This window comes from Rhodococcus sp. NPDC006774 (assembly GCF_040636045.1).
GTDB lineage: Bacteria > Actinomycetota > Actinomycetes > Mycobacteriales > Mycobacteriaceae > Rhodococcoides.
The window spans coordinates 153,295-173,727 of the sequence record NZ_JBEYIW010000004.1 but is presented as its reverse complement, the minus strand read 5'-3'; the positions used below and the strand labels follow the sequence as shown (position 1 = coordinate 173,727).

The 20,433-nt window shown below is 58.6% G+C and carries 17 protein-coding genes; 9 read left to right on the top strand and 8 right to left on the bottom strand.

The window, feature by feature from the left end; genetic code table 11:
- The first annotated feature begins 196 nt into the window (after nt 1-196).
- The 4 genes from ABZ677_RS08100 (at nt 197) to ABZ677_RS08085 (ending at nt 4,426) form a co-directional block, all read left to right on the top strand.
- Nucleotides 197-1,015, top strand: coding sequence for a hypothetical protein (locus ABZ677_RS08100; protein ID WP_358368201.1), 819 nt, complete (start codon nt 197-199; stop codon nt 1,013-1,015).
- 210 nt (nt 1,016-1,225) lie between these two features.
- Complete coding sequence (locus ABZ677_RS08095) at nt 1,226-1,687, top strand: hypothetical protein (RefSeq protein WP_358368199.1); 462 nt, start codon at nt 1,226-1,228, stop codon at nt 1,685-1,687.
- A 312-nt stretch (nt 1,688-1,999) separates the two neighbouring features.
- Entirely contained in the window at nt 2,000-2,749 is a 750-nt protein-coding gene (locus ABZ677_RS08090; protein ID WP_358368196.1) for a hypothetical protein, read from the top strand.
- Between the two features lie 825 nt (nt 2,750-3,574).
- Nucleotides 3,575-4,426 (top strand): hypothetical protein, encoded by an 852-nt coding sequence (locus ABZ677_RS08085; protein ID WP_358368194.1) that lies wholly within the window; start codon nt 3,575-3,577, stop codon nt 4,424-4,426.
- A 150-nt stretch (nt 4,427-4,576) separates the two neighbouring features.
- Here the strand turns inward: ABZ677_RS08085 and ABZ677_RS08080 are convergent, their stop codons facing one another.
- From ABZ677_RS08080 to ABZ677_RS08070, 3 genes are all read right to left on the bottom strand, one after another.
- Nucleotides 4,577-6,475 (bottom strand): hypothetical protein, encoded by a 1,899-nt coding sequence (locus tag ABZ677_RS08080; RefSeq protein WP_358368191.1) that lies wholly within the window; start codon nt 6,473-6,475, stop codon nt 4,577-4,579.
- A gap of 1,029 nt (nt 6,476-7,504) precedes the next feature.
- Complete coding sequence (locus ABZ677_RS08075; RefSeq protein ID WP_358368188.1) at nt 7,505-8,110, bottom strand: hypothetical protein; 606 nt, start codon at nt 8,108-8,110, stop codon at nt 7,505-7,507.
- Between the two features lie 910 nt (nt 8,111-9,020).
- Nucleotides 9,021-9,146: a hypothetical protein gene (locus tag ABZ677_RS08070; RefSeq protein WP_358368185.1), complete on the bottom strand. Its 126-nt coding sequence runs from the start codon at nt 9,144-9,146 to the stop codon at nt 9,021-9,023.
- A gap of 7 nt (nt 9,147-9,153) precedes the next feature.
- On the opposite strand from ABZ677_RS08070, the gene ABZ677_RS08065 reads away from it, so the two are divergent.
- A complete protein-coding gene (locus ABZ677_RS08065) occupies nt 9,154-11,940 on the top strand; it encodes a hypothetical protein (protein ID WP_358368183.1) in 2,787 nt (928 codons plus the stop codon).
- A gap of 775 nt (nt 11,941-12,715) precedes the next feature.
- The gene (locus tag ABZ677_RS08060; protein ID WP_358368180.1) at nt 12,716-13,141 is read left to right on the top strand and encodes a hypothetical protein; all 426 of its coding nucleotides are present in this window, start codon (nt 12,716-12,718) and stop codon (nt 13,139-13,141) included.
- Between the two features lie 18 nt (nt 13,142-13,159).
- On the opposite strand, the gene ABZ677_RS08055 is transcribed toward ABZ677_RS08060, so the two are convergent.
- The 4 genes from ABZ677_RS08055 to ABZ677_RS08040 all read right to left on the bottom strand — a co-directional run bounded on the left by ABZ677_RS08055 (nt 13,160) and on the right by ABZ677_RS08040 (nt 16,440).
- Nucleotides 13,160-13,939 (bottom strand): site-specific integrase, encoded by a 780-nt coding sequence (locus ABZ677_RS08055; protein WP_358368178.1) that lies wholly within the window; start codon nt 13,937-13,939, stop codon nt 13,160-13,162.
- A gap of 284 nt (nt 13,940-14,223) precedes the next feature.
- Nucleotides 14,224-15,141 carry a hypothetical protein gene (locus tag ABZ677_RS08050; RefSeq protein WP_358368175.1) on the bottom strand — a complete coding sequence of 306 codons (918 nt, stop codon included), beginning with the start codon at nt 15,139-15,141 and terminating at the stop codon, nt 14,224-14,226.
- Nucleotides 15,142-15,719: 578 nt separating this feature from the next.
- Entirely contained in the window at nt 15,720-15,911 is a 192-nt protein-coding gene (locus tag ABZ677_RS08045) for a hypothetical protein (protein ID WP_358368172.1), read from the bottom strand.
- Between the two features lie 223 nt (nt 15,912-16,134).
- Nucleotides 16,135-16,440 carry a cyclic-phosphate processing receiver domain-containing protein gene (locus tag ABZ677_RS08040; RefSeq protein WP_358368169.1) on the bottom strand — a complete coding sequence of 102 codons (306 nt, stop codon included), beginning with the start codon at nt 16,438-16,440 and terminating at the stop codon, nt 16,135-16,137.
- A 384-nt stretch (nt 16,441-16,824) separates the two neighbouring features.
- On the opposite strand from ABZ677_RS08040, the gene ABZ677_RS08035 reads away from it, so the two are divergent.
- Nucleotides 16,825-16,959 carry a hypothetical protein gene (locus tag ABZ677_RS08035; protein ID WP_358368167.1) on the top strand — a complete coding sequence of 45 codons (135 nt, stop codon included), beginning with the start codon at nt 16,825-16,827 and terminating at the stop codon, nt 16,957-16,959.
- Nucleotides 16,960-17,316: 357 nt separating this feature from the next.
- On the opposite strand, the gene ABZ677_RS08030 is transcribed toward ABZ677_RS08035, so the two are convergent.
- Complete coding sequence (locus tag ABZ677_RS08030) at nt 17,317-18,702, bottom strand: hypothetical protein (protein WP_358368164.1); 1,386 nt, start codon at nt 18,700-18,702, stop codon at nt 17,317-17,319.
- A gap of 290 nt (nt 18,703-18,992) precedes the next feature.
- On the opposite strand from ABZ677_RS08030, the gene ABZ677_RS08025 reads away from it, so the two are divergent.
- Together ABZ677_RS08025 and ABZ677_RS08020 are read left to right on the top strand one after the other, a co-directional pair.
- Nucleotides 18,993-19,430, top strand: coding sequence for a hypothetical protein (locus ABZ677_RS08025; RefSeq protein WP_358368161.1), 438 nt, complete (start codon nt 18,993-18,995; stop codon nt 19,428-19,430).
- A gap of 118 nt (nt 19,431-19,548) precedes the next feature.
- A complete protein-coding gene (locus ABZ677_RS08020) occupies nt 19,549-20,430 on the top strand; it encodes a hypothetical protein (RefSeq protein ID WP_358368158.1) in 882 nt (293 codons plus the stop codon).
- Nucleotides 20,431-20,433 lie beyond the last annotated feature (3 nt).

Sequence of the window (20,433 nt, the reverse complement as noted above, 5' to 3'; positions counted from 1 at the left end):
GCCTGGCGTGCGTCAGGGGCGTGGCATGGACGCCGATCACCAGATTTATTTGAGCGAAAGCAGAAAGTAGATAAATTGTGGTGCGAAAGTGCTCCGTTTTCAATGAATGCCAGAATGCCTTCTGCTGCCCATGATAATACGGTTCCGAGTAATATAAAGACGAAAGCAACTATTCATAGACGCTGGAGCGTGAGTTATGGACGACCGCGAACACTTCTCATTTCTAGATGGCTACGACGCGGTGGACAGGCTCGTCCGCGCAGACCTACAGCCCTCGGAAAGCCCAGATGAGCTCGGTGGAGGCATACCAAGGTGGGAATACTTCGAGAAGTGTGCGGAAGCGGAGAGGGAGAGGCGGCTAGCACCTACACCAAACATCCTGCCGGCGGGTGAAGGCTCGATAGATGGCCCGCCGATGACGAATCCAGATATCCGAAAGTGGAGTGAGTATCTGTCCGCGATCGGATTCCACCACCTGTACACCCCGGATTCGTCGACCCACTTCACTCTCTACGCTCGCGCCAGCGAGGAGAGGGTCCACCTTTTGCTTACCAGTGGCGGCACGCGCGAGAGAGTGCTCCGACGAGCGGAATCTTTGCGATGGCCGACCCGGCGGCGGACTTCCGACCCAGATCCGAAAGCGGGCACAAACACTGATTGGAGGATCGCGGTGGGTAGTACGCCAGCACTTGATCCCGTTACGTGGAGGAGCGCTCTCTCCGACTGGCGCAGTTGGTATCTCACCCCAGGGTATCGATTCGCACATCGAGCCGAGTGGGAAGTCATGCGAAAGCTGCCGTGGCTGTGGTTCCGCGACGTGGTGGGGATCGCCATCTCGGGAACGGGCCTCTGCAGAGGTGAGCCGATGTCGATCGCGCAGTGCCCCATCTGCGGCGAGATGAGCTTCGTCCCGTTCGAGGGCTGGGCCGGGATGCCGCTGAAATCTTGTCAGCATCGGGATGAGTCCCGGCCTCTACCCGTGATCTACGGACTGCTGGATCGGATCGTGCCTTAGGACTAGCCCCGACCGTAGTAGGACTCTGCGGGGCGGCGATGATTCGAGAATCAGGCGAGCGAGTCCCGGAGCTGGCTCAAGCCGCCTGCCTCGTGTTCATTCCTTGGCGACAGAGCCGTCGGAGTGCGCAAGGGTACTGGCGCTCAACCGATTGCGCGCAGCAGCGAGACTCAATCTCGGGCGTCCTGGCAGACTCGGATCATGGAAAAGTTGTCGATGCCGGTGCCCTCACTCCTGCGACCACTCCCGAAACTTGCATCACGACACAAGCTGCACATCTGCTTCGGCACGCCGTACGGCAAGGCTCTTGCGGATATGTACACCGGGTACGACAGCGGGGATTACTGGACGGTCCACGACAGGATGCGCGTGGGCGATCTTGTGCTTTCGATGGTCGCGACGGTTCCGCGGATGATCATCGGTTTGGACGTGGTCGAGGTCGACTACGATCCGCGGACCAGCAAGTACATGGAATGTGATCAGTCAGTCGCGGTGAGGTTCGAGAAGGGGATTCTCGCGGACGCCGTCGCCAATCCTCGGAACAAGGTCGAGCTCCCCGAGAGCGGCTACCTCGAGGGGAGCGACGCGCGCGGGCTCCTCAAAGCGCTCGATGCCGAGTATCAGCTCGATATCCCCTGGTTCACGCCCGACCGCTGGCACGCGTTGAGGTGAGCCATCGCTGCGGTGTCTCGGCGCTACAGCTCGTGGACGGTGTTAGTCCTCGCACCTGCTCGCACGAACCAGTTATGGCCACACAGAGAGCCTGCTGTGCCTTTCGTGGTTAGCCAGCGACCAGCCTCGACCAGAAGTAGCGCGAGCTGGGGTCGTTCATCTGACTGACAATCTTGACCAGCCCCGAATCTTGAAGCAGACTGCTTTCCGTCGATCGTGCTTGGGCTGGAACCTAATGAGGTAGCTCGAAATCGTCTCCAATAGGCGCAGTCGATGGTGCCGTGGAGTGTGTCGCTCAACCAAGGGGAGTGGATGGCCTACGGCCTGGGTCTGCGAGATGTGTCTGCTCAGGAGGTCGATCCGCTCGTCCCCGACCCCGAGTCTCTCTTCGCCCGCCTGCTGCTTGCGCTCGGAGCTCCGGTTGGTTTTGTCGTAATGGTACTCACCGTGATCGCGGTCTACGCGTACGCGGACTTTGCTCGGGCTGCTTATCGGCACGGTCTCGCAAGCTGGGACTGGGTTGAATCAGTACTGCGGGTGAGCAGAGCCAAGTTCTCCGTTCTGTTGTCTCTCTTCGCGCTGGCGCAAGCCTACATAGCTGTTTTCTGGATAACGCTTTCTCGAATGCCGGAGGTGTCATCGGCGGCCTATGACAGTTTAGGCGTCAGCGAATGGTTTGACAGCCTTTGGTCAATCGGCGTCGCAAGCATAGTTCAGCCCGAAACCTGGACTGGCTGGACCCGATGGACAGTGTTTATCCTGGCGCTGGTGATCGTGTTGGGCAACTTGGCCATCCTGGTGGATTCATTCGAGATGATCGCGGGACTGATCGGTGTAGTTCTGTTTCTATCCGCCCTGGCGTTCGCGCTAGTTGCAGCGCTGGCGTGGTTTATTGCAGTTGTAGGCTTTTTTACGGTGGATGGAGGTGACGCTGTCCGTTTTAAAGAACTGCAGATCTACGTCGTTGCCGCAACAGCTTTGAGTTTGTATCCATTGTGTGTGGTGCTGCTCGTTAAAGTTGGAGGACTAATTGACGACTTGAAAGTTTCATCGAGAGTTTGACAGAAAGCCTGGCACCGATTTTTGTTTCACAACTGTGATTGGATTAGTTTCACGCCGAAGCGAATGCGGTAGCCGGTAGACCTGGCCGCGCGAGTGCTCCGACGAGACGAGTAGAGCCTCCGTCCTGGACCATTTGGCGCGATCGAATCGAAGGAGCTTGCTGATCAGCTCAAAGGTGTAGTCGCAAAGCTGGTTGGTGGCGTATGAGTAGTCCACGAAATGACAGATCAGTGGTTGACTCACGTGGCCGAGTTAAGCACGTTGAGTGCTGAAGGTGGCCTGGGTTTCATAGCGATTGCGATTGAGCTCTCGAACGCTAAGTCAAAAGTGAACCCTATCTATACTAGGAGAACGGCGTGGGGACTACGGTTCACTTTTGACTAACTCCATGCGGGTCACCGGTCGACTGTCACACGAAGTGCCGTTTGAAGAGAATTTTTCACTTCTCTGGATAAGTCACCCTACCGTTTCGGGCCCCTCGTTGCGATTCTGAGAGACAATTTCGCGTTTCGACTACTTCGAGAATCGGAACGAGCGTCAATCGCCTCAGTGTCGCTCTCAGCGCGTTTTGGTAGTAAGTCCCGACAGTCGAACCCGAGGTGACGAGTTCATCGGCAGAAATCAATGCCCTACTTCGATACGCTCTAATCAAAAGTGAACCGTAGTCCCCACGCCGTTCTCCTAGTATAGATAGGGTTCACTTTTGACTAGTACGAATTCATATCCAACACTTCGGCGCCAACTGTAGGATGTAAAGACTGCCGAATAGACTCGATTAGAGGGCTACTCCGACCTCTGCGAGCCGATTCTCGACCGGGAGGCACAATGACCGAGAACTTCGACGACGATCTCGCAGATCTGAGCGCGCTCGACGAGGCTTCGAGCTTCGAGAAGTACTTCAGTGTGTCGGACGAGGACTGGTCATATCGTCGAGCGACGGAGCCAGAGTCAACCGCGCCGGTGTCGCGCCGCGATCTGCCCGAGCGAGAGCGTCAGCCATTGCCGGAGCCGACTGTCCTGCCGACCGGAGGCAACATCGCGGCAACCGAGCCTGTCTTTCGGACTCCGCTCCACGCGAACTGGGCGAGCTACCTGAGCGCGACGGGGTTCGACTGGGAGTATCGCGATAGACCTGACGCCGCTTTCACGCTCCACGGACGTGTGGAGAGCAACCGACGGGTGCACCTCGTGATCGCGAACCGCCGCTCGATTGATGGCGTACGCAGAATGAGTCGCGCCCGTGGAGCTACTGCGACGAGCCGTCGAAGTGGTACGCGATTGCGCGCTGATCTTGCACCTGTCTCCGGGCGGAGTGACTGGACAATCGCGGTGGGGACAAATCCGGCGCTGCGAGCGATCACGTGGGAGACATCCATCTTCAACTGGAGAGATAAGTACCCGGATCCGGACCACGCGGAGGACATCGGCGTCGAGTATGTCAGGCATCGACAGCAGCCTTGGTTGTGGTTTCGCGACATCGTCGGGATTGTGGTGTCCGGCGAGGGGATCCAGGCGGGCGATCCGATGTCGATCGCTCAGTGCCCGGTCTGTGGCGCGGTCGCCTTCGTACCGTTGGACGGTTGGAGTCGACATCCGCTGCACCCGTGCGGACACCGGGACGCGAACCGCGCTCTGCCAGTCATCTACGGGTTGATGCCGGCGTGGAATCCCTACTGAATAAGTACGATTCGTACGCCGTCTTCACAGGGCGCTCTCAATGCGATTCTGAGCGTACATAGAGAGCTAGTCGATAGTCGTAGCGAGAACTCGACGTCGAGGGGCTTGATCGCTCGCATGGCGCTCAGCAAGATCTATGCGACGAGACGTCTACGCGGCGCTGTCTTCGCTGGTCGTTGACAAGCGGGCAACGGAGTACTCGACATCGATCGCGAGCCCGATCAGGTACGCGAGCATCGTCATCTGGTGAGGGAGGCTCTTGCTGATCTCTTGCGCTTTTCTCAGTATGGGTATCTGAGAGACGAGGTAGCTCTCGTCCGTGAGGTTGAGTCTCGACATCCCGTTCATCATGTGACGGAAGGAGGCGTCGAGCACTCCGGATATGTCAACCTCTTCTTCGTCGACCATCAGACTCGAGAGGATTCGGTCGATGTGAGGGTTCGCCTCGATGTCTGCGATTCCGGAGAGACGCTTCAGCACGAGCAAGTCGGTCTCGGTGGAGAAGGGGAGCCACTCCTTGATCGCGGACTCGACGATCGGCCCCTCTTCCTCGCGATGCCAGTTCGAGAAATGCGCGAGTACACCGCCTCGAACCGCTTCCGGTGCAGCGAGCAACGCCGACGTGACTGCCTTCGCGGCATCGGTCATCGCGAAACCGTCCGCACGGTCCGCGAACTCGCCGAAGAGGACACCGAGTCGGAGCAGTTCGGCGAGTTGATCGCACGCACGTGACGCACTTGCAGATCGCCTGCCAAAGATCCGGGGTCGACTGCTGTTATGAACCGTCTCAGCGTCGGCGGGCAACGATTGGTTCGCCTTTGCAATCAGGTGCTCGATTTGGTCGATTGTCTCGTATCCGAGTCCTAGTGATGCGACATGCTCGGCGACAGAACCAACGTGCTCGCGCCACGAGAGGTTCTCGAAGGTCTCGAAGAAGATGTCCTGGACGAAGTCGAGAACTATCCGCATTGCTTCGGCGCGGTCGTAGACCACGCTTGCTGCTGTTGAAGTTTCGCGGAGTTGTTCTATTGCGTAGCCGAGCACCTCGGGTTTCCAGTACGGCCTAGCGATGCCGCGTCGATCTGCTTCCGTTTTGCAGAGCCGAATCGCGGCGAAATGTGATTGTGCCCAGTCGGACTGGTGGCGGGAGCGCTCGTCTCGGCCCTCGATCACCGCGGCGCGTCGTCGTGCGCCTTCACCGTCGCTGCCGATAGCGATCGCGACACTGTCGAGAGCGTTCTCCGGGTTCCGAATCTCAGAAGATAAGCACCAGCCGCGCTCCACTGCGACGACGAGGCCGTGGTGTGAGAGACGGTTCAACGCTCGCTTCACGGTGGAGAGCGAGATCATCTCAGCTGCGACGACTTCGCGTTCGGTGACGGGTGAGAGGGACTTCGCCAGAGCCCAGAACACGATCGCTGCCGAGTCGCCGAGACCGTTGGGCCCAAGAAATGCGTCGAGCGTATGCAAGCGGGAGCGAACCACCCGCGTGATGTGGTCAAGCTCATCCTCCGAATGCTCCAGTGACCGCGGAGGTGAGTCGGGGAGCCTGAGTGTGTAGGTCCTTGCCCCCTTGGCAGACTCGTTCGCAGCTATCGCGAGGTAGCCCCGCTCGATCAGCCTCTTGAGCGCGCGCGGTACCGCCGACGAAGATGGCGACGCATTGATCGCGAGCCGGATCGAGGACTGTGCGCACGACACCTTGATGGAGCCGAGACCGGTCGCGATAGCGCAGAGATGCTCCATGATGCGGAGATCGCAAGAACCTGCCCGGAAATGTGCCTGCCTAGCGTGCGCGATCACCTCGCCGATTCGGGCCACAGCCTCGGGCCTCGATCTGATAGCAGGGTTTTCCTTGACGTAGGCGACTGCCTTGACGTAGTTCAGGTTCCGGTTGCCGATCAGGAATTGAGCGCGTTCTTGCCGACTCGCATCTCGCTTTCGATTCCCACCGACTTTCGGCGCGATTATCTCCGATATCGGATAGTGGCCGTCCAAAAGCAGGCTTACAACTTCTTGTGGAGTAAACTCAGCGTTGGCCAGCGCCAAGAGAACCCGCCAAAGCTCTTTGCTCGAATCAGCCCTGCGATCTCGCTGAAATTTCTCTTCATTGCGGGTGATGCGATCACGGGTCTGCGGTGTCAGCCTGCTGAGCAGAGCGTCGTGAGCCGGGTGCGAGCCCAGTCCCGCGGTCGCAGGGTTGGCCGTCGCAGGATGCAGCTGATCAGCGTCAGAAGTGTTGCAGCTGAGAGCGACTTGCGCATTCTGTGCGCGCTCGATCAGCATTTGTCACCTCTTCGGCTAGAAGAATATGGGATTGCTCAGTCGGGCCGGGCGGCCCCATAGCTCGTGACAGTGAGCATTACCGCCCGGCTCGACCGAGTTCTTGCCATCGCGTTGCATGCGCGAATCGATTATTAATCTATTCGGCTATAACGATAATTGACAGCGTCGCTTCCATTTCATCGAATCTAATTCCACAGAAATGGATCTGGTGGATTGGAGCCAGTCATTTCGCGGAGGATTTTCGTGGAGTCGCATTGTGGTTTCTACACGAGTTCGCCTCGGTTGTTGAGGTCGTAGCGGTCTTGATTGGTTTCGGTGGGTGTGGCATCCCCACATAAAGGCGCAGAAGCCACGAGATCACATCTGCCTCGTGTCGCTGAGACGTTTCGACTCTCGCCCTGAACCGGCGCAGCAGATCTTCGTCTACCGAGAACGTCCGTGTGCCGAGCTCACACAGAACCGGTTTGTGCTTCGGTTGCCATGCTGCACGGCTGTGCGAGGACGTCGGTACGCGTCCCTTACTATCGTCAGCTCTTCTGACCGGACTCCTCACGTTCTTCGTCATGTTGAGCAATCTAGCTGGATCGGTTGCTTGCGCGTCGATGATCGCTGGGCCAGATCAGTTGCACTGCAACGAAAATAAAGTTTGGACCAGTCGATCGTTGGCGCTGACTGTCGTTGCTCTGCGTCGCGCACCGCAAAACGGGTTGTGTGATTTGTGCCACATAGCTGTGCTGTTGGTCGCAGGATTGAAGAAGGCCAACACTCAGCGCAACAGTCGTGGTGAAGTCCTCAAAATGTGTCGTGCCCGAACTGGGTCGAGATCAGTAACGCGATCTCGGCTTCGCTCAACACGAGCCGATCCTGATCGTCGCTTACGCCTACAGTGCTGATCGGTGTTGCGTCACCGTCGAGGAACGGATTCGGGCTCACCCACCATCTGAGAACCGCCCACGGGTTCTCTTGAGCACGCATCAGGGAGTTCGCCAGCTTGATCTCGGGCCAGATTCGGTGGCCATGAAAGTCGATCTGGAAGCTTGGGTACAGGTAGCCTGTGTCGTTGCCGAGCTCTCTGAACCCGAGTAGATGTCCCTGTCGTCGAATGTGCTCCAGAGAGGCTGCACCTGAGTCGGGATCGGGGCAAATCACCGCTTCGACCACAGAAGCTGGGCTCATTTCCACGCGAGCGGCAAGTGATTGCCTCCAGTTCGGCCCCCGCTCGCTCGAACCTCCGTCTGGCCGAGAGCTGAATTGCGCTTCAGCGACTTCTTGAAAACTGCCAGTCTTGATCGAGTCGCTGGCTCCGACTCTGACGGGTTCGATGTCACCGACCTCGGAGCGAGACAGCTTTTGCTTTCGCAACGAGATAGGTTTACGTGCTGACTGATTCGACTCCATGGTATTTCCTCTGTAGAAGCATCGGCCGATCCATTCTAGTCGCTCAGTGAAGAAGATCGCCGCCGGTTGTCGGCAAGCGAATTCGGCTGCTTATCTGTTCGACGTAATAGGTTCTAGCGGAATTGAAAGAGATCTTCCGTCGTGCTGACTGGCTCTCGTTCTGATTGCAGACCCTGACTCTGATTCAATTGATTGGCGGCCGTGAAGTTGTAGGACGTCCGATGGGATTTCTGCGGCTATCCTTATAGATTTGCTTCAATTGTTCGGGCTCGGACAGATTCTATATTCAGTCCGAGAGTTCTAATTATGCTCTCGCGCAATGGATTAGAACTCTCTAGGAGTCACCGATGAAGCAGAGATCGCAGATCGTCAGCTTGCTCAGAAGAGCGGCTGAAGGAGCGCGCCAATCGATTTGTGCGTCGAGATTGAGAACACGAGCGATGTTGCTGCTCATCGTCGCAGTCACCGCGGCTGGGATCGTGCTCGGCGGCAGCACAGCTTCCGCGCAACCCACCGATTTCACTCCCGCAGAGGGGCAATACGCGGAGCCCGTGCTCGGCAACGAGTCTGAAATCTACGGAATGGGCGGCTATACAGACCCGAGCATGTATGCGCAGCTGGCTCAGGAGTCGCCGTCGGTGTTCTATGCGTCGAAGTACATGGCCTGGTATCGCTTCTTCGGCGTGACAGATCTTCCGGCCCCCGAGGGGGAGATGTCGCTCATGGCCCAGATACCAGGCGTCATCACCGGCTTCTTCGGACTTCTCATCCTCTCGGTCGCTTCCGCGGGAGCGCTTCTGATCGGACTAGTGCTGACTCTGGCGAACTCGATCTCGCTCGTAGACAAGGTGCTCTACTTCATCGACTACATGTTCTACTCGGTCGGCGCGAAACTGCTTGGCCTCGACGGTCAACCGTCGACATTCTTGACGATGATCGTCTTGGGTTGTTTGCTCTCGGCCGGATTCTCGGTACTGCTGCCGAGGTTGAAGCCCGGAGCGAGCAGTAACGGACTGAAGCCGGTCGCGACAACCATCGTCGCCGTGGTTCTACTCGGGATCGTCTCAGTGCAGGCGACCAAGAATCACGACGATCCGGATGTAGATGGTTCTGGGACGGCGGAGATCGCGTCGGGCGGGTCCGGGAGCGGGGAGACGATCGCGGAATCGAGAAACCGGGAGAACTACGCATCCGATCCTGGCTCTTGGGCGCTCGGTTCACCTGGGTGGTTCGTCTCTACTGCGATGAATGCTACGAACGAACTCGGTGGCGTCTTCACCGGAGTCATCGACGGAATTACGCACTCGCTGACTCGAGCCGGCGAGCAAGGTGCGGGATCGGCGTGCGACCGCTATATCGCAGGCATGCATGCGATCTACAAGTCGTCCGGTGCCGGGCGTGAGATGGCGGGAAAGTCGAACATCATGATCGCGTACGACCGTCTGATCACTCAGCTCTACTTCTCCAACTACCGACTCGCAGCGGTCGGCGACTCGATCGGCGCGGAGAACTCCTGGTGCAGGATGGCAGAGAACCAGGCCGGGTCCCCGGTCGGAGATCAGGTGCTGATCGCGAGATCAGCTGGGCTCTACAGTGAGCTGATCGGTACCGGCGGCCTCGGAACCTTTACCGGGAACGCGAACAAAGACCCGTACGCGATCAGCATGAACGCGGTCAATCTGACTGGAGGCTCGGCGAAGTACACCGTCGGCCAGTCTTCGGGAGTTCTGGTCGATGCTGCAGGTAACTGGAAGTCCTCGTCAGGAGATCCGGCAGACGCGGTCGAGGTCGCCGACAGCATCTTTGGCCCGCAGTACCTGTCGGGGAGTATCGAGGACAAGTCGGGCGGCTTCTCCGGATCACGGCTCGCGATGATGTACTTCTCCGGCTGTATATGGGGTGGCAGTGAGATCGATGGACAACCACTCCGCGGCGCGTTGAACAAGGAGTGGGCCAGCGTGGGAGTCGGCACCAACGCAGGTGATTTCGACGTAGAGACACTTCTCCAAGAGGTCGACAACGTGTGCGGCCTCGAAGGCTGGGAAACCGCGGCGTCCAATCCGGGGTACGCGAAGGCCGGAACGATGGACAGCACGATCTTCTCGGAAGGCATCCGTCCGAATAACGAGACCGGGAATTTTGTCTCGAACTGGAACTATATGGACAAGGAGGCGCTCGCTTCAGTCTCAGTCCCGTTCTTCGGAACATACTCCCTGGGAGGAGGTTCGGGCGCGCTGCAACAGTTCGGCGATACAGCGGAAGCCAAGTCGGTCTACCTGAAGACGATCGGCGGTGACTCCTCCGACGTGATCCCGCTGACAGCGGCAGCTCTCGTTCTCGTGCTCATGATCATCAGATACTTCGGACCGATCGTGGTGGGCTCGATCCTCGCGCAAGGTATCGCGGTTCTGATCCTGCTGGTCGCGATCCTCTCGCCGCTCCTGCTGATGATCCCGGGAGCGAAGCCCTCGATCATCTTCAAGACGCTCGGAAAGACCTTCGCCGCAGCGATTGTGGTGTCGTCGGTGATCTCGATCATCTTCTCGCTCACCTTCGGTCTGGTGGCGCTCTTCGTCGAGTTGTTCGCGCTCCAGGTCGACATCGCGCTGGTTCGCTCGATCCTCGTCGGAGTCGCCGCTGCGATCGCGCTCATGGTGATGGTCAAGGGAGTCTCGCACGCATTGAAAATGGATATCACCGATCCGAAGATGGCTCTCGCTGCGGGAGTCGCAGCGGGCTCTCCAGTAATGCAGAAAATGGGCTGGGACGTGGTGACGCCGATCGACCCTGCCTACTGGAAGAAGCCTACCCAAGAGGAGAGACCGCGGGACATCACCACTGACGCGGACCGAATCATGGACGGCTCCGGCCAGGCAGACTCCGGTCTCGAAGACTTGGTGGCGACCGACGAAGAGACGAAGAAGCGCCAGCGCAAGGACCGGAACCTCTCGCAGCCCGGGGAAGGCAAGCTGTCTATGGCGGCCGACTTTGCGAAGGTCGCGCATCCGTTTCTCCCCGGTGTCGGACAGGTCGTCGCCTCCGGAATCGTGATCGCGGACAAAGCGAACGACGCCTACCGAACAGTGAGAAAGGCTGGGTACAACGCATACGACTCTGCGAAGGAGCTCAAGGACAACGCAGTGGAGAAGGTGAGCAATAGCGCTCTAGGACAGTCAGTTCTGTCGGCGGGTGAAGACGCCCCTGGAATGTTTCGCGACTTGGTCGACAACGTGACTACAGGCAGGTCAAGGACGGAGTTCACCGGGGCAGAGAGAGATCAAAACCAACTTCTCGCTAGTCTTTCTCCCGACGCTCCGGGGATCGATAATGGCCTCGCCCATCAAGGACTGGCTGACCGAAGCGGCGATCCGGAGCTCGGCACTTACGCAAGTACCGGGGGCCTGACCTCTAGTGAGATTCAGGAGCTGACACAGTCCAATCTCGACCTCGCAGAGGAGATGCAATCTGCTCGCGATGCGATCGAACAGAACCCAATTGGCACACCTGCGGCAATCGCTGCCCTCGTGGCGGAAGAGCGGCAGGACGGGACAGTGTTCGAGAACAACACAGACGGAAACATCGGTGCACTCTCGACCGCGGACACAGGTGAGACCGGCTCTGATGCTGACTCAGGTGTACTGGTGCAGGCGACTCCCGATTGGGTTCCGGCACCTAGCGATGTGGAGTCGGGATATGCGGAGCAGGACAGCCTCGGAGGCGCGAGCAACGAGCCCACAGCACCCAGAGGACGCGGCAGCACTCCGTCCCGTGCACAGCAGGAACAGGATAGAGAAAGCGAGGCGTTCCGCCGTGCACTTGGCGGGGAATAAGTCCTGGTTATCGCAAAGACAAACGCCGACTCTCAGTCGTCGGCTCCTGCTGGTTCGTCCCGAGTTGCTTCGAGCTTCGGTCGGGAAGTCAACGTGCGAGTCGGGTCGAAGAAAGATATCTTTTCGATCCAGCGAGAGCGAACTACTAGATATCCCCTACTTCTCTGTTCGATTTGTTTACGCCGTTCAGTGAATATCAGCTCGCTGAGAGGTCCTCGGTGATCAAGAAAGACGACCCGAGGCGAAGTCCTGCAACGGATTCGGCGTGGTCTGGCCGAACGGCATCTCCTTGAGTTGTGGACCACCTCGACTGGCGAGACGTGATTCCCTCCTCAGACATGACCCAGCTCAGCGTGACGGCACCAGATGCAGGGAACAAACGGAGCGCGACCCTGCATTTAGGCGAAGTGCTTCGTGAACAGAACCGTGTCGGTGAGGACAACATTCGGAGCTGGATCCGCCGTGAGCCAACCAGATACGTCATAAGGGACGACGCCTCCGGACACCGCGGCAATAGAGCTGTAGCAGGAACAGATTGCGGATCTCATGTTCCGAGATCCTCCAGAGGCGAGGCCGCGATCCAGACTCTGCCCTCTCGGTCCGAGTCTGGATCGCGGCCTCGCTGAGGACCGCTGAGACAGGGCAAGCGGTCACGTCGCCACGGCGAGTCCCTCCAGACCGCGTCCAGTCTCATCGTCGTCAGTCCACAGTGAGCGAGCGGAGCGAGCGAGCCTCTTATTAGCGCGGAGCGCGCGCGTCGACCTCGCTGCTGTCGATGTCTTGGCGCGAGACAGATCGCGGGCTAACGCCCGATCCGGTTGCTGCTGTACTGAGGAGGGTCGCGGCGGAGGCGGCGGGAGGTGGTAACGGGAAGAGAGACTCAAAGACGCTGTTGCACAGAGGAAGTCGATTTCAAGCTGACGTAAACTCGCCTACGAAGTCGTCCCCAACCGTATCGGAGCCTCTCATGCCGTTGCCTCATCTGTTCACAGTCAGACTGGAGATCGACGAGGCGGAGTCGAGCTGTAGAGCGACGATCGAAGAGGTCGACGATCTCATCTGGATCAATGGGACGGTGCCAGATGTCTTGGCGGACGTCGCCTACGGGATCGAGGAGATCATCGCGGAGACCGGAGAGGGAAGCTCTCTCAACAGGGCTGAACTCTACCGGCCGATGAGCCGAGATCCGAAGTGGACTTAGTCGGCGGAACGGCGTCGACTATCGCGGGTGCATCGCGCGGACTACGTTGTCGGAGAGCGAGTTTGCTGAGTGAATATAGCGGTCGAGCATCTCGTAGGAAGCGTGCCCTGTCTGGAGTTTGATCAGTCTCGGCTCGACTCCTGCACGTGCCGCGCTCGTGGCGAGACCGGCTCTCATCGAATGCGCTGAGTAGCGACTCGGGTCCTCGCCGATTCGGGCGACACTCCGTTTGATCAGCTTGTTGACATGTGACGGGGTCAGCGGTCCGCCGTGATTCTGCCGTGGGCCGCGGTTGCCGATATTAGTGAATATCGGTCCGGGTTCGAGACCGCGGACGTTCAGCCAGTCTCGCATCGACAGGACCGGACATGGCTCGATGTAGGTTCGACTGATCGCGCGCACTGCTCCCTTTCCGTGTGGGTCTGTCTTCGAGGATCGGAGCGTGATCGTCATCCCTTCGTCGTGTTCATCGTCGGAGAACTCAAGGTCGTCGGTGGTCAGACGGACGACTTCCTCGCGTCGGAACGCGCCGTAGAACGTCGTCAGCAGCAGTGCGCGGTCACGGAGACCTTCTGGCTTGGTGTCGTCGATCGAGCGGACTGAAGCGAGTAGCTTCGCTTCGGCGATCGCTCTCCCCTTGGGGCTCTGCTTGATGTCTCGCTGACGATGTTCGATCAGGCGGACGGTCTCCTTGAGAACGTCAGCTTCGCCGAGACCGTAGGTGGGCCAGGGGGAGTGACTCTGGAGATGTGACCACTTGACCCCGTGTAGGTACGTACGAATCGTGGAGCGACTCAACAAGCGATCCTCCGCGCGACGATTCACATCAGGATGTCCCCAGTAGAGGAGATAGAGGATCAGTGTCTCTTCGTCTGCCGGCAGTGGGCCACGTCCGTTCTCCGAACACCAGCTGGCAAAGTGTCGCCAGGCTGCGTCGTATACGTGGATCGATCGCGGCGATCTGGTCGCATGACGAATTGCAGAGGAGTACCTCTCTCGTACTGAAGCTGCCGAGTCGATCTCGTTCAGCCCGAGAAGCTCTACCGCTGACGCAGCCGTGAACGCGGACGCGGAGTCCATCGCTAGAAGCGCTCGCCTGAGTCCTCGACGATCTCTGGCCAGAAATCGGGCTGGCGTACTCGCCGTCGTGGATTGATAGCTGGGTCGCCGAACGTCTCAAGAAAATCGTCAGGATGTAGAGGCCATAGCTTCGCTGTGACCGAGCTGTCCCCGGCCGCGCGCGTGTTTAGGTCGTTGGTCAGACTTGAGTCAGTGAGAAAGATGGGTAGGCCGAGCTCGGCGAGCCGGAAGTTGACGTAGGCGTGCCGGAGCGCGGATCGCGCTCTCGCATAAAGCTCTAGCACCTCCCGCTCTGCATCGAGGAGCGCTTCCTCGGAGCGACGGTCGAGTGCTGCGGTGAAGATCTGAGCAACCTCGTCGACACACCTTCGTCGTCTGTCGAGATACTCGAGATATGCATCGGGGACGGCCGCGGACGTCTCCGAGTCGGCCATCCGCTGAAGGACTGGTAGCGCGAGCTGGTACGTGCTCGTCCGGAGCCGATTCAGGTCTCTCTGAATCTGGTCGGAAATTTCGAGAGCAAGGTCGACAAGCTCGGAAATTCCGCTCGACCGAAACTGGCCTGGTGCGATCGCCGCTCCGTAGCTCAGAACAAGTTGATTCAGTCTCGGCTTTATAGCTCGCGACCAGTGCTTGCCTACCGACTCAGGACTGACGCGATGGACATCGGTCGCCACGTCGTCCGGCCCGACCAGCTCCTCGACAGTGCGGAGCGCGAGTTGCTGTCGATTCGCGATCTCAGACTCGATCGCTTGCCTCAGCAGAACGATCTTCGTCAGCGCGCCCTTCACATCTGACCGGTGAGCTTCAACGCCACCGTGGAGATCAGTATCGGTGAGAAACGCACAGTTCGCGCGCCCGTCGGTTGCGATCGCTGGGTTCTGTCGCATGCGGTACCCCTCAAGGTCGGCCACGCTCAACTCAACGCCTCGTGATCTCGGGAAGTCCACCCAAGAATTCTGCCGCCAGAGTCCTAGGCGGCAGAGGAGGTAGTACATCCGGACGCACCAGTCTTGGCGCGTTTCCGACGGCTTCATGCTGGTGAGAGTCGGGTCGATCCAGAAAAGTGGATGACCAATGAAGTCGTCTCGCAAGTTTGCGGGCCCGAGCCTGACTCGGCCCGATGCCTTCCTCGGCTCTGGCTTCGGCATCGTGGGGAATCCCCACCTGCTGACCACATACTGATCTGGTGTAAGCCCGGACAGACGGCTGAACGCGAGTGAGCTCTGATGGACTTCGAGACTCGTTCTCAGCCGGAAAAGGTGGAGCGGCTTCGACGTAGGTCGTTCCGAGACAGAGGATTCAGGCTGAAGTGGTTCGGGCGTGACGCTCATTCGGTCTCCGTCGATTTGAAATCGGATCGACGCCTCCGTTACTCCAACGCGACTCGACGACCGGGAACTGCAGAACTTGATGTATCGCGAAAGCTCTGCGACTTCGCAAGCATGTCAGCGCGGTCAGGGTCGGAGACGTACGTTAGCTCTTACTTAACGTACGTCTATTTTCTCGAAATCTTAAGCACTTGTACAGCTTTCACGCCAAGTTTGCTGAAGCCGCTCTTCCCCGTGAACTCGAACGTCTCGATCGCGTCCGCATCGCCCTGCACCTTGAAGACGTGGGTCTGCTTGAACTTCAATTCACGTGCTGCGTAGCCGATCAGCCGCGAGTTCGTGACAGCGAGCGCCTCCATTCCCGGGCGCAGCGAATTCGTCTTAACGAGTGCCCAGATCGCTTTGTCGGGGTGGAGATACCCAGCCAGTTCCGCGGATCACTTCTCGGTGTCCTTCACCTTTAGTTTTGGCGCGTACGGATGCTGCTGCATCTCAATCCGATCCGTTGGGCCGAGGTGCGCTCGAAACGACATGCTGCGGTTTGGAAGCGCTCACTACATGTCTTCGATTTGGAACGAAGAGTTATCGGTCACGTCGAGGTAGCGTGGTTTGTTCATCCGGTCCTCCGTTCCGATACCGCTCGACCATCCCTGTCAGCCATTCGACGCCGACCGGATTCGCGGAGTGGACTCGGATCTCAGCCGGCCAGACGCCGTTCTCACACATCCAGATGACTACCGGGCGGGTCGTGTCGTCACCGCCGAGGTCGTGATCGAGCGACAGGACAGACACTCTCGTGGTTTCCAGCGTCTCGATCGCTTCACGACTTGTCTTCACCCACACCCACCCGGCGGGAGGGACGCGGAGGTCGTCCACCCAGAGTTTCATCTGGCTATTATCCCAGTGAGTCTCACTAGATCGAGTCCCTCCAATGATTGCGTGAGGTGCGGTTGACAGTGCTCCCAAGCCCGGGGGAACCTCATTCGCCGTCGCGTCATCTTGACCCGAGCGAGTGCGCCTTCCGTCCCGAGAGGCGGTGAATGGTCAATCCGACGTTGTCTACTACTGAAGATTTCTTACGGGGGTCAATTCGTCGACGGTGGGCTCCGAGCTGCTGCGTCCACCCTTGCTGAGTTTCCAAAGACGGTCGCTGCCGGTCTTTGGATCTGAGAAGACCACGATCCAGGGATGATTCCCATTGCCTGTTTTTCGGACACTCCACTTGAGGTTCCCGAGTGTCCACCTTCCACGCCGTCCGTCTTGCTTCCAGCCATGCACCAGATCACCCACGACGCGCAAGGGGACTTCGGAGGCTTGCAACATCCGGTAGCCGTCTCCAATGTCGATTCCGCGTTCCGCAAGCGCTCGGGCCTCTTCCGGGTAGGCATCTTCCTCGCCGTTGTCTGAGTCGGATTCAGTCTGTGCGGCAACGAGTTTCGTCTCCGCAACTAGATCCCGCATCAGTCCGTGAAGTCGACCCTCAAACGCCCGATGCTCGTTTGATTGGCGAGAGAAGATTGACAATGCGACTGCAACACCAAGCCAGGTCAGAGCCAGCCCAATCTTCTCGAAGGGTGGCCTGTCCGTGAGGTTGACTGCGCACGCAGCGAACCCGCCAGTGACAACTACGGCGGCACCGACAAGTCAGGTCAACCGTCTGGCATTCCTAGCTTTCTCAAGCAGCTTCACATCGGTAGTTTGACATGGTGTAGCTCTGATACCGTTCCAAAAGCGGCGATCTAGACTTCGAGCGGTGGCACTGCACTACAGAACCCTGAACGCCGTCCAGTTGGATCCAGCGCGAAGTCCCAGTTCAGTGCATCTTGCCGCATAAGTGGAGAGAATACCGTTTATTGTCGTGCGGGTCGAGGGCCAGCGGGTCGACTCGGCGAGCTCCTTGTCTTGGTCAATTAGTTGCCATTTCCGCTCGGTGTCGAGAACCTGTAGCTCGCCGAAAATTTCGGTGGTCGAATCCATCCTGCTTGCCTGCGCGCCGAGAATGATCCGCATGTCACGCTGATCGGGATAGAAGACAATTGCAATGTGATCGCTCAGGTCTTCGTCTTCGTAGCGTGGCGAGATCGACATTACCGCCTTTGTTCGGCTATCACCGGTATACGGGTCCTGCAATTCGTAAGGTCGGTCCTCAAGTGTTGCTACGTCAACAAAGACGGTTCCAAGCACTCGATGTGCTTCCTGAACTGCCCCCACAATCAACTCAGATACCGATTTGTCCCACTCTGTTATGGCTCGTTGCAGATAAGCGAAACCGATGGGACCGAGCGGAACAGGCGTTGGATCGGGCAACTGCTCGTTGTCGGCGAGCCAGGTCTTCAGTTCAGCCGCAAACTGCCCTAATGTCGGACGACTGGCCGGTACTAGGTCTGAAGCCGATTCCATTAGGCCGTTAAGCGAGGCAGCTCGGCGATCTGTGAGGTACTGCAGACCGTATCCCGGATACATAGATTGGTGGTGGCCGAGAGGGGGATACTGGAGGGATCCATCCGAGTGTCTTGGCGCAGCAAGAGACCAGAGGGTTTTGGCGAGCGAGTACACGTCGGCCGCGGCCCAGTCCGTGACCATGCCGGAGGCGCGAGCTTCCGGCGCCAGGTACGAGGCAGGGCCTACCTTGTCCATCGCAGATGTCTCGAAAGTCTGATCCTCGAACTGAGCGATCTCGAAGTCGCCGAAAACCGGCTGTCCGTTGAGAATAAAAAGGTTGTCAGGCTTGATGTCTCGGTGGAAGGTGTGGTGCTTCTCGTGAAGCTGAATCAGAGATTCAGCCAACTGTCGAACAGAGTCGACCACTCGCCAGAAGGTCTTCTCCTTGAGATGGTCTGGCAGTGTCTCCGCCAGTGGGGTGATATACCACCAGGGCAACTCATGGTCCTCCGACTCGATCAGCGGAAGAATCCCCTGCGCATTCGCGTCGGTGAGCCTTTTTATGATTGCCACTTCGTCGATAAATCTTCGCGGCCGAAAGCCTGGCTCGTCGCGATACTTCACAACGTCTCGCGACGCTTTCAGTACACCCTTGGTTCCGGGGCGGGTGACATTCCAGATGTACTTGTTTTTCGTCAGTTGTTTTCCGGTTCTCCAGCCAGGTATGCGTGGTGGTTGGCGGAACCCCAAATCCTTGCCTCGATTCATCAGGCAAAGGTAGCACTAGCTGTTGGAGCTGTCAGTCGGCTACGTGCAGTGCATGGCTCGGTGTCGCCGCGGCTCGCGCAGTCAGTTCGACTCTAGTGCGGCGATAGGCGTCGATACGTAAGCGATAGTCGAGAAGAGCTAAAAGATCGTCTACGCGAGCAATCAGAGAGCCGTACGGCGATAAATAAGCCAGTCGACTAATTCGCTGGGATGTATTTGAAAAGATTTATTCGAGAAGCGATAAGCTTTGTAAACGGAACTCAGCAGCAAGATGTCGTTGGAGGTATTTGGTGAGATTGTCCAATCAAGACAAAGTAGAGATCGACGCGAGTCGAATCTCGGCAAGCGCACGTCTTGGGCGAGCGCTCACGGAGTATGCCGCAGAGCTTGCCGAAGGGGAAACGGGGGAGGTTGTCGGCTTTGCGCTGGACTCGTTTGCGGTACTGAATCCGGGTGATGTGACACCCGATGCGCAAGATGCGATGATTCGATTCCTCCTGTTCAGGCTCCGGCTTGCGCAGATGCTCGAATTGTATGAAGACACCGATAGGACCCTGCTCGCACTCAGTAGGTGGGGTGCAGAGTCCGCAGAAGTGTTCGATGCGCTAGAAGGAGTTGTCGGCTTCTGGGAGTGCCGTCCTTTGTCTGGAAATCTCTTCTGGCCTGCGGGAACCAGAAACGTGCCTGTGATGCCGGTGAAATCTGGTACAGGCAGGAGGCGTAGTTAGTCGGCTTTGAAGGATCGAGTGTCTGTGAAGGATCTCGCTCGACTAACCTCGGGCGCGAAGTTGTCGAGTCGGGGAGGTCGCTGTGGGGCTATTCGATGGGCCGAGTTGGAGAGAGCGGATGCTCTACGAGGCCGAGGAGCAGACCCGCGCTGCTCAGCGGTCTGAGAAGGCTGCGAAGCGGCGTGCACGTGAGAACGCCGCCACAAACGCGGAGCTGAGAAAGCGCTCGAAGCAGAGCGCCGAGCGCGAGGCTGTGGCGTACCGGGAGTCGAGAGACCAGGCACGGCGCGAGGCGGCTCTTCAGCAGGCGGCGGTGCAGGAAGCCTCCCGACGGCAGCAGGAGCAGCATCGACTCCAGGGCGAAGCTCAACTGAACGCGAACTGGGCGATGTTCAGGCAGACGTCAGACGGTCAGCAGTGGCAGCGGTGGATCGAGAACGCAACTGACATCGCGGATTTGCTCGACGGTTGGAATCGTGTCTGGTCTTCCACAGTCGAGTCTGCCGCGGACGAGCTGCGAATCGACTGCGTCTACGCCGGGTGGAATCTCGGTATCTTTCTCCCGGAGGGCCACCCCGCCCCGAAAGCGGTCGGCAGCGTGCGAATGTTGAAGGCGATGTTCAAGTCGGCGACGGATTCTTTTCAGCCAGAGGTCGCTTTCGCGAACATGCAGAAGAGCCTCGCGAGAAAGAACCCTGACTGGGCGGCCGAGAATGAGCGCAACCGCCGCGGCTGGATCGAGTATGCGGTTGCCCAGATCGGCTACGACCCCTTGGGGGAGGCACCGTCGCCGGTTCCCGGATACATGATCGACGATCTCAACTGGACGGTGCCGAAGAACTACCGGGCGCTTGCGGTCTCGATCAAGAAGCAGCTTCCTCCCGCATCGGAGGTCCGTGGGCACCTGCCGGTGCTGCGGGCGTTGAAGCCAGCCGACACGTTCGAACACCCAGCTTTGAGAGCTGCGCTGGCGCAGTTTCGCAGCGAAGCAGATCGATAGCCG

Coding starts and splice junctions, on each gene's coding strand:
- ABZ677_RS08040 (WP_358368169.1), bottom strand. CDS start 16,440: ATGAAACTCTGGGTGGACGACCTCCGCGTCCCTCCCGCCGGGTGGGTG.
- ABZ677_RS08045 (WP_358368172.1), bottom strand. CDS start 15,911: ATGGAGGCGCTCGCTGTCACGAACTCGCGGCTGATCGGCTACGCAGCA.
- ABZ677_RS08090 (WP_358368196.1), top strand. CDS start 2,000: ATGGCCTACGGCCTGGGTCTGCGAGATGTGTCTGCTCAGGAGGTCGAT.
- ABZ677_RS08075 (WP_358368188.1), bottom strand. CDS start 8,110: ATGGAGTCGAATCAGTCAGCACGTAAACCTATCTCGTTGCGAAAGCAA.
- ABZ677_RS08085 (WP_358368194.1), top strand. CDS start 3,575: ATGACCGAGAACTTCGACGACGATCTCGCAGATCTGAGCGCGCTCGAC.
- ABZ677_RS08060 (WP_358368180.1), top strand. CDS start 12,716: ATGTCTTGGCGCGAGACAGATCGCGGGCTAACGCCCGATCCGGTTGCT.
- ABZ677_RS08035 (WP_358368167.1), top strand. CDS start 16,825: ATGCACCAGATCACCCACGACGCGCAAGGGGACTTCGGAGGCTTGCAA.
- ABZ677_RS08020 (WP_358368158.1), top strand. CDS start 19,549: ATGCTCTACGAGGCCGAGGAGCAGACCCGCGCTGCTCAGCGGTCTGAG.
- ABZ677_RS08100 (WP_358368201.1), top strand. CDS start 197: ATGGACGACCGCGAACACTTCTCATTTCTAGATGGCTACGACGCGGTG.
- ABZ677_RS08070 (WP_358368185.1), bottom strand. CDS start 9,146: ATGGTTGTCGCGACCGGCTTCAGTCCGTTACTGCTCGCTCCGGGCTTC.
- ABZ677_RS08030 (WP_358368164.1), bottom strand. CDS start 18,702: ATGAATCGAGGCAAGGATTTGGGGTTCCGCCAACCACCACGCATACCT.